Raw genomic sequence first — 7,556 nt, forward strand, 5'->3', positions numbered from 1 at the left:
GGCCCCGGTGCCGGCCGGGGTGGGTGGCCTGGGCGACGGGCCCCGCGAGCGCGTGGAGGAACACCCGGCCGCGGCGGGCCGGGGGGCCGGCGGGCCGGGGGTCCACGGCCCCGGCCGGCCGGGCCGCGCCCGCCACCGTCTTCACGGGGGCGGGCGGGGCGGTTGTGGTGCGGGTGCTCATCGTCAGGCGGTCAGCGCGCCGACGAGGGCGTCGATGTACTCGCGCATCGACGCGGTGCCGCCGAACATCCAGACGCCGTCGGGCAGCCGGTGGACCTCGTCGTTCTTGACGAACGGGAGGGACTTCCACACCGCGTTGTCCTTGAGGCCGTCGGCGAACGGGTCGCCGCCGTCGGCATCGTTGGCGATGTAGGCGAACTGCGCGTCGCCGATCTTCGTGAGGCCCTCGACGTCGGTCGCCGCCAGGCCGTAGGCCTTGTCGCCCTCCAGCTTCCACGGGTCGACCAGGCCGAGTTCGGTGTTCACGTCGGAGAGCAGCGAGCCCTTGACGTACGGGCGCACCGAGACCTGGTTGCCCTCCTGCCAGCCGTCGGCGAAGGCGACCTTCTCGCCGTCGAGCCCGGCGTCCTTGAGCTTCTTCCTGCCGTCCGCGACCGCCTTGCGGAAGGAGTCGATCTCGGACGCGGCCTTGTCCTCGGTGCCGGTGGCCTGGCCGATGAGGGTGACGGTGTCGACCATCTGGTCGATCTGCCGGCTCGCGTCGGCCGAGCGCACCACCGCGACCGGGGCGGCCTTCGACAGCTGCGCGATGGCCGAGTCGGACAGGTCGGTGGTGGCGACGATGAGGTCGGGCTTGAGGCCGGCGACCGTGGCGACGCTGGGCTCCCCACGGGTGCCTATGTCCTTGACGCCCTTGGCGAGCGGGGCCGCCGTGTCGTACGCGGTGTAGCCCTTGACGTCGGCGACGCCGACCGGCTGCACGCCGAGGGTCACCAGGGTCTCGACGACGTTCCACTCGGTGCCGACGACGCGCTTGGCCGGCCCGTCGAGCGTGATCTTCTTGCCGCGGGAGTCGGTGATGGTCACCGCGTCGTCCCCGGCGGACTCCTTCTTCGGCGCCTCCGTGGTGCCGCAGGCCGTGAGGGCGAGCGCGGCCGCGGCGGCGAGGACGGGCCACGTCAGGTGCTGGTTCTTCATGAGGGTGTTCAGGGCCTTTCGGAACGAAGGTGGTGACGGCCGACCGCGCGGGTGCGCGGGATGCCGGTGGAGGAGTCGGGTTCGACGTCGATGCGGATGCCGTAGGCGTCGCTGAGCCGCTCGGGGGCGTAGACCTCGGCGGGCGTGCCCGCGGCGACGATCCGCCCGGACGAGAGGAGGACGACCTGGTCGGCCACGGCGGCGGCCTGGTCCAGGTCGTGGAGCACGACCCCGACGGTGACGCCGTGGGTGTCGGCGAGGTCGCGGACGAGGTCGAGGATCTCGACCTGGTAGCGCAGGTCGAGATAGGTGGTCGGCTCGTCGAGGAGGAGCACGTCGGTGTCCTGGGCCAGGCAGCAGGCGAACCAGACGCGCTGCAACTGCCCGCCGGACAGGCTCTCCACCCCGCGGTCGGCGAAGTCGGCGAGGTTGGTGACGGTGAGCGCGTGCTCGACCATCCGGGCACCGTCCGGGTCGGTTCCCCGGATCCGGCCCCGGTAGGGGTGCCGGCCGAATCCGACCACGTCCCGCACGCTGAGCCCGGCCGGTGCGTTCCGGCTCTGCGCGAGCAGGGTCACGCGGCGGGCGAAGTCGGAGCGCGACAGGGCGAGGGCGTCGACGGGCGCGTCGCCCTCGGCCCCGGCCGCCACGGTCACGCTGCCGGTACGGGCCTTGTGCAGCCGGGCCACGGCCCGCAACAGGGTGGACTTCCCGCTGCCGTTCGGCCCGATGAGCGCGGTGACGCGACCGCGCGGCAGCCGGAGGTCGGCGCCGTGCACGACGTCGGTGCGGTCGTACGCGATCGTCATGTCGCGGGCATCGAGGCCGGCGTCGGGTTCGGGGGCCGCGAGGGAGGCGGCCGGACCGAGCTCGGCTTCGGCGGGCAGCGCGGTGGCACCGGCAGCGGGCGCGGAGCGCCGACGCGGCGGTGGGTCTTCTCGGTCGAGGGCAGGAGCGATCACGACCGTGAGGTTAGCCTAACCTAAATTACCTTGGTCAAGGGGGATTCGGAATCGTGTCCTCCGCGTGATCCTCGGAGGGTGCGCCGACCGCCGGATGGCCGCCGACGGGGCTGCCGTGAGCGTGGCCGACGGCGCGGATGTGGCGCGGGAATCCCCGGACGGCGGTACTTTCCGGCCGAAGCGGCGGTTTGGCGCATCGGGAGGCTCTGGCGTATTCGCAGGTCAGGCGGTCGTTTCGGATTGAACCGCTGAATATTGTCCATATGCTGGACGTCTCGCGCGAGGCCTCTGAGCTGCCCGAATGACCATTCGGTCGGGTCGAACACCCGTCTGCGGCTGGAAGCTGGCCGTCGATGTGCGCCTACTTTCCGCATGCGTAAGACTCCTGACCGCAATCAGGCACTCAACCAAGGAGTTTTCACCAATGCGCCGCAACCCTCACGCCATCTTCGCAACCATCACGGCGAGCACCCTTCTGCTCGGTGGTTTCGCGACCGCCACCGCGCAGGCCGCACCGGCGAAGGCGGAGAGCCTCTACGCACCCTCCGCGCTCGTCCTCACCGTCGCCCGGGGCGAGGACCCGCTGACCGCCACCGTCGAGCGGGCCGTGACGCTCGCCTGCGCCCCCACCGCCGTGGGAACGCACCCCTCTCCCGCCGCGGCCTGCAAGGAACTGGCCTCGGTCCAGGGGGAGTTCGCTGAACTCACCGCCGGACCGTCGAACCGGACCTGTACCCGCCAGTGGGACCCGGTCGTGGTGACCGCCCACGGCGTCTGGCAGGGCAAGCCGGTCCGGTTCAGCACCACGTACGGCAACGCCTGCGAGATGGCGGGCAGCATGAACGGCAACGCCGTCTTCGCCTTCTGATCCACCGGGGCCTGCTGACGCCCGGGTGACGGAGCACCACACCGTCCCGCCCGACCGCGTCCGGCGTTCCGCCCCGCCCGGCGTGCCCCGCACACGCCGCCCCCGTCCGCGACGACCGGGACCCCTGCGGTCGCCCCTGCCGTTTCCGCCGCGGCCGGCAGCGACCCGACCCGGTCGGTCGTCACCACCCTCCGCCCGCCCCGGGGCGTACCGCTCACTGGCCGGAAGGCTCCCCCGTCACCCGGGTCCCCGGGTGACGCAGCGAGATCAGGAACGCGATACCCAGGGCGATGGCCATCCCGTAGAAGACCCACTGGTTCGCCTCGGCGAAGTCCATCCGGATCGCCGACATCGAGTCCCGTACGGTCTCCGCCACCGGTCCCGAACCGGACGGCCCCCGGGAGTCCCCCTGACCGGTCACCGACTGCGCGATGGACTCGGCGGCATCCTGCGACGCCCCGTCCGGTACGCCCCGCTCCCGCAGGGTCTCGTCCACCTTGGTGATCGTCGTATGGGTCAACATGGTGCCGTAGACGGCCAGTCCGATGCTGGCCGCGAAGTTCCGCACGGTCTGGGTGATGCCGGTGACCTCGCCGTAACTGGCGTCGATCGCCCGGTTCACCGCGTCCGTCGAGGCCGGCGCCAGCAGCAGGCCGATACCCGCGCCGGCCATGGCCGCGTACAGCCACTGGTCGTGCATGGACAGCGTGGTCAACTTCCCCGCCCACAGGGCGAACCCGACCGCGCCGAGCGCCGTGCCCAGCTTCATCGCGGGGCGGGCGCCGCGCTTGTCGAGGATCCGGCCGCCCCACTGGGAGGCCAGCCCGAAACCGATGAAGAAGTACAGGAGGTACAGGGCCGCCTGGTTCGGCGACGCGCTCAGCGAGACCTGCGCGTACACGGAGGCGAAGAAGAAGACCGGGACGAACGCCATCATGGCGAAGAACAGCACGGCGTTGTCGACACTGAACGCCAGGTCGCGGAAGACCCGCAGTTTGATCAACGGGAAGCGGGTGCGCAGCTCGAACCGGCAGAAGACCGCCAGCACCACCAGCCCACCCGCGATACAGGCCCAGGTGGCGACGGAGTCCCAGCCCCAGGTCGACGCCTGCTGCAGGCCGAGCACCGTCAGCCCCATGCCGATGGCGATCAGGGCCGCTCCGGCCAGGTCCAGCGGCTCGCGACGGGCCCGGTCCGGGATACGGGCCAGGAGGGCCAGGACGACCGCGATGACGGCGATCGGGACGTTGACCCAGAAGATCGCCCGCCAGGTCCACCCGGTGAGCCAGCCGCCGAGCAGCGGCCCGACCGCGGTGAGTGCCCCGGACACCCCGAAGAACAGCGCCAGTGCCCGCCCGCGCCGCTCCACCGGGAACACGGCGATGACCACGGCGAGCGCGGCGGGGAACATCAGGGCCGCGCCGATGCCCTGGACGGCCCGGAAGCCGATCAGCCAGGCCTGCGCGAAGTCCCCGTCGGGCACCGCGCCGCAGAGCGCGGAGGCGATGACGAAGACCAGCGTGCCGATCAGCATCACGCGGCGGTGCCCGAAGATGTCGGACAACCGCCCGCCCAGCGCGAAGAAGGCGGCGAGCGTGAGCAGATAGGCGTTGACGACCCACTGCATCTGCGAGGAGGTGAGGCCGAGTTCGTCGATGATGTCCGGGGCGGCGATCGCGACGATGGTCTGGTCGATGAACGTCATCGACACCGCGAACAGCATGGCGGCGAGCGCGAGGCCCTGGTTCGGCGGGCCGTCCCGTCGGCCCGCTGCTCCCGGATCCGACGAGGTCGGGCCCGGTGCGTCCTTGCCGGGAATGTCTCTGCCCATACGACCATGTTCACCGGGTGGCCACCGTGCTGCATCCCGAGCCGCCACGGCCCCGCCGCCGCAAGGGTCGTGGCCCGCCCGCCGCGTGCTACTTGCCGCCCGGGGACCCGGAGTACGGCAGCAGGGCCATCTCGCGGGCGTTCTTGACGGCCGCGGCCATCTGGCGCTGTTGCTGGGCGCTGATCCGGGTGACCCGGCGGCTGCGGATCTTCCCCCGGTCGGAGATGAACCGCCGCAGCAGATCGGTGTCCTTGTAGTCGATGTACGTGATCCCGGCGGCGTCCAGGGGGTTCGGCCGGTTCTTGAGCGGTGTGCGGGCGTTGTGCTGACGTGCCATGAGGCTTCCTCGTGTTCGGTGTGCTGGTGGTGAAAGCGCGGCGCGCGGGGGTACGCGGGTGGTCGCCCGGTGTCAGTGCACCGGGTCCAGGAGCGCGTCGAAGGCGGCGGGCAGGTTCTTCCACGTCTCCCGGCCCGACCCGTACTCCTCGTCCGTGAGCAGGCAGGAGTCCAGCAGACCGGTCAGTCCCTCGCGGTCGAGGCCGGGGGAGACGAAGACCAGGTGCTGGCAGCAGTCGCCGTGCTCGGGGTGCCAGTCCAGGGCGGCGGCGGCCTGCCGGTAGGGAGGCACCATGGACCAGGCGGCGTCGGGGAGCGAGGCGAGCCAGGGGCCGGTGTTCTCCACGCAGAGCGCGCCGCCCGCGGCATCCCAGGAGAGCAGGGTGTCGGGCCGGTCCGCGAGCCAGAACCGGCCCCGGCTGCGGGCGGCCGCGCAGCTCAGATCCTCCAGCGCGTCGAGCAGGCGCCCGGGATGGAACGGCCGGTGCCGCCGCCAGACGAGCGTGCCCACCCCGGCCTCCTCCGCTTCCTGCGGCAGCAGCGCGCAGGCCGGGTGCTGGCCCGCTGCGGCCGCTTCCACGTCGAACCCGGCGAACGCGAGCCGCGCCAACTCCGGTGATCCGGCTCGTACCCGACGGGCTGTCGGGTTCAGCTGCCGGATCAGCGCGCGGTCCTCGTCGTCGGCCGCCGGGCTCGGCGCCACGGCCAGGACGGGGGCGTACTCCACCTGCCGGGCCCACGTGTCGCCGACGGTCCGCTGGTCGGCCGGCGCCGCCGCGAGACCGGCCTCGGCGAGGTCGTCGCCGTTGGAGAGGCAGGGCAGGACGAGCGTGGGATCGATCGCCGTGAACACGTTGGTCACCTCGGCGGCGTCGGTGTGCGCGGCGATCACCTCGGCCATGGACTTCGGCTCGACCGAGTCCCAGAGCTCCAGGACGGCGAGCCGCGTCACCCCGTCTCCCGCGAGCCGTTCGAGTTCCGGGACGAGGTCCTCGCGCAGCGCGCAGCAGGCGCATGCGTTCACCAGCGGCGCCTCGCCGGAGGACAGCTCGCCGCCGGCGTCCCGCAGGGAGCGCCGGACCGAGCCGCCGGTGGCCGTCGACAGGTCGTGGTGGAGCGCGACGCTGTGCGGTACGTCCCGCAGCAGCCCGTCCACGACGTCGCGGCGGGCCTCGGAGTGCAGGCCGCAGACGATGACGACGGGGAGTTTCGTGCGGTGCCCGCTCACCGGGCCCCACCCCGTCCGTAGCGGCGCTCGAAGCGCTCGACGCGTCCGGCGGTGTCCAGGACGCGGGCGGTGCCGGTGTAGAAGGGGTGGCTCGCGGAGGAGATCTCCACGTCGACCACCGGGTAGGTGTTGCCGTCCTCCCAGGTGACGGTGCGGTCGCTGGTCATGGTCGAGCGGGTCAGGAACGCGAAGTCGGCGGCCTTGTCGCGGAAGACGACGGGGCCGTAGGAGGGATGGATTCCGGGCTTCATGACGGTGTCCTCGGGTGGGGGCCCCAGGGATGGGGCCTCAGGGATGGGTGGGTACCGGGCGGGCCTCAGCGGTCCTCGCGGAAGTCGACATGGCGACGGGCGACCGGGTCGTACTTGCGCAGCACCATCCGGTCGGGGTCGTTCCGCCGGTTCTTGCGGGTGACGTAGGTGTAGCCGGTCCCCGCGGTGGAGCGGAGCTTGATGACCGGGCGTACTTCGTTGCGAGCCATGGGCGCTACTATATGGCAATGGTTTCCATTTTCAATAATGGATGCGTCGAAGGAGAGGCAGGTAACTTTCATGTCCGCCCACTGCCAACTGACCGGCTCGAAGCCGGGATTCGGCAACAACATCTCCCACTCGCACCGCCGGACGTCCCGCCGGTTCGACCCGAATGTCCAGCGCAAGCGGTACTGGCTGCCCGGTGAGGGCCGGTATGTGCGGCTCACGCTGAGTGCCCGGGCGATCAAGACCGTCGACAGCATCGGCATCGAAGCCGCGGTCGCGCGCATCCGTGCGCGGGGAGGGAAGGTCTGATGGCGAAGAAGAGCAAGATCGCGCGGAACGACAGTCGCCGGGCGACCGTCGAGCGGTACGCGGCCCGCAGGGCCGAGCTGAAGGAGATCATCCGCCGGCCCGGTACACCGGAGCGCGAACGTGCCGCGGCCGTCGAGGAGTTGCGACGTCAACCGCGCGACGCCAGCGCCACCCGGGTCCGCAACCGGGACGGCGTCGACGGCCGGCCCCGCGGGTACCTGCGCAGGTTCGGCCTCTCCCGGGTCCGGATGCGGGAGCAGGCCCACGCGGGATTCCTGCCGGGAGTGACCAAGTCCTCCTGGTGACACCGGCCGGCTTCCCGGCCGCACCGGGCTGAGCGTGCCCGGTGAGCGGGTGGTGGCGCGAGGGGTCCGCAGTGCCACCA

The 7,556-nt window shown here is 71.8% G+C and carries 11 protein-coding genes; 3 read left to right on the forward strand and 8 right to left on the reverse strand.

Going from position 1 to position 7,556, the window contains the following annotated elements:
- The 3 genes from ACFWRV_RS35700 to ACFWRV_RS35710 all read right to left on the reverse strand — a co-directional run.
- A partial coding sequence (locus ACFWRV_RS35700; protein WP_384340254.1) for a hypothetical protein occupies positions 1–181 on the reverse strand: 181 nt, incomplete at its 3' end.
- Between the two features lie 2 nt (positions 182–183).
- Positions 184–1,158 carry an iron-siderophore ABC transporter substrate-binding protein gene (locus ACFWRV_RS35705; protein ID WP_384340256.1) on the reverse strand — a complete coding sequence of 325 codons (975 nt, stop codon included), beginning with the start codon at positions 1,156–1,158 and terminating at the stop codon, positions 184–186.
- An 8-nt stretch (positions 1,159–1,166) separates the two neighbouring features.
- Positions 1,167–1,967 carry an ABC transporter ATP-binding protein gene (locus tag ACFWRV_RS35710; protein WP_384340281.1) on the reverse strand — a complete coding sequence of 267 codons (801 nt, stop codon included), beginning with the start codon at positions 1,965–1,967 and terminating at the stop codon, positions 1,167–1,169.
- A 577-nt stretch (positions 1,968–2,544) separates the two neighbouring features.
- On the opposite strand from ACFWRV_RS35710, the gene ACFWRV_RS35715 reads away from it, so the two are divergent.
- On the forward strand, positions 2,545–2,988 hold the full coding sequence (locus tag ACFWRV_RS35715; RefSeq protein WP_384340258.1) for a subtilase-type protease inhibitor: 444 nt from the start codon (positions 2,545–2,547) through the stop codon (positions 2,986–2,988).
- A 214-nt stretch (positions 2,989–3,202) separates the two neighbouring features.
- Here ACFWRV_RS35715 and ACFWRV_RS35720 read toward each other — a convergent pair whose 3' ends face one another.
- The 5 genes from ACFWRV_RS35720 to rpmG form a co-directional block, all read right to left on the reverse strand.
- On the reverse strand, positions 3,203–4,819 hold the full coding sequence (locus ACFWRV_RS35720) for an MFS transporter (RefSeq protein WP_384340260.1): 1,617 nt from the start codon (positions 4,817–4,819) through the stop codon (positions 3,203–3,205).
- 88 nt (positions 4,820–4,907) lie between these two features.
- On the reverse strand, positions 4,908–5,156 hold the full coding sequence (rpsR, locus tag ACFWRV_RS35725) for a 30S ribosomal protein S18 (protein ID WP_384340262.1): 249 nt from the start codon (positions 5,154–5,156) through the stop codon (positions 4,908–4,910).
- Between the two features lie 72 nt (positions 5,157–5,228).
- Complete coding sequence (locus ACFWRV_RS35730) at positions 5,229–6,383, reverse strand: CobW family GTP-binding protein (protein ID WP_384340264.1); 1,155 nt, start codon at positions 6,381–6,383, stop codon at positions 5,229–5,231.
- Positions 6,380–6,634: a type B 50S ribosomal protein L31 gene (locus tag ACFWRV_RS35735; RefSeq protein WP_384340266.1), complete on the reverse strand. Its 255-nt coding sequence runs from the start codon at positions 6,632–6,634 to the stop codon at positions 6,380–6,382. Before ACFWRV_RS35735 ends, ACFWRV_RS35730 begins: the two co-directional genes overlap by 4 nt.
- A gap of 65 nt (positions 6,635–6,699) precedes the next feature.
- Positions 6,700–6,864 carry a 50S ribosomal protein L33 gene (gene rpmG / locus ACFWRV_RS35740; protein WP_006129270.1) on the reverse strand — a complete coding sequence of 55 codons (165 nt, stop codon included), beginning with the start codon at positions 6,862–6,864 and terminating at the stop codon, positions 6,700–6,702.
- Between the two features lie 70 nt (positions 6,865–6,934).
- Between rpmG and rpmB the strand changes: the two genes are divergently transcribed.
- Together rpmB and rpsN are read left to right on the forward strand one after the other, a co-directional pair.
- Positions 6,935–7,171: a 50S ribosomal protein L28 gene (gene rpmB, locus ACFWRV_RS35745; RefSeq protein WP_030584778.1), complete on the forward strand. Its 237-nt coding sequence runs from the start codon at positions 6,935–6,937 to the stop codon at positions 7,169–7,171.
- The gene (rpsN, locus tag ACFWRV_RS35750) at positions 7,171–7,476 is read left to right on the forward strand and encodes a 30S ribosomal protein S14 (RefSeq protein ID WP_384340269.1); all 306 of its coding nucleotides are present in this window, start codon (positions 7,171–7,173) and stop codon (positions 7,474–7,476) included. Before rpmB ends, rpsN begins: the two co-directional genes overlap by 1 nt.
- Positions 7,477–7,556: the final 80 nt, after the last annotated feature.

The sequence above is a fragment of the Streptomyces sp. NPDC058576 genome, assembly GCF_042718715.1.
Taxonomy (GTDB): Bacteria; Actinomycetota; Actinomycetes; order Streptomycetales; family Streptomycetaceae; genus Streptomyces.

Coding starts and splice junctions, on each gene's coding strand:
- rpsR (WP_384340262.1), bottom strand. CDS start 5,156: ATGGCACGTCAGCACAACGCCCGCACACCGCTCAAGAACCGGCCGAAC.
- ACFWRV_RS35705 (WP_384340256.1), bottom strand. CDS start 1,158: ATGAAGAACCAGCACCTGACGTGGCCCGTCCTCGCCGCCGCGGCCGCG.
- rpmG (WP_006129270.1), bottom strand. CDS start 6,864: ATGGCTCGCAACGAAGTACGCCCGGTCATCAAGCTCCGCTCCACCGCG.
- ACFWRV_RS35735 (WP_384340266.1), bottom strand. CDS start 6,634: ATGAAGCCCGGAATCCATCCCTCCTACGGCCCCGTCGTCTTCCGCGAC.
- ACFWRV_RS35720 (WP_384340260.1), bottom strand. CDS start 4,819: ATGGGCAGAGACATTCCCGGCAAGGACGCACCGGGCCCGACCTCGTCG.
- rpmB (WP_030584778.1), top strand. CDS start 6,935: ATGTCCGCCCACTGCCAACTGACCGGCTCGAAGCCGGGATTCGGCAAC.
- rpsN (WP_384340269.1), top strand. CDS start 7,171: ATGGCGAAGAAGAGCAAGATCGCGCGGAACGACAGTCGCCGGGCGACC.
- ACFWRV_RS35715 (WP_384340258.1), top strand. CDS start 2,545: ATGCGCCGCAACCCTCACGCCATCTTCGCAACCATCACGGCGAGCACC.
- ACFWRV_RS35710 (WP_384340281.1), bottom strand. CDS start 1,967: ATGACGATCGCGTACGACCGCACCGACGTCGTGCACGGCGCCGACCTC.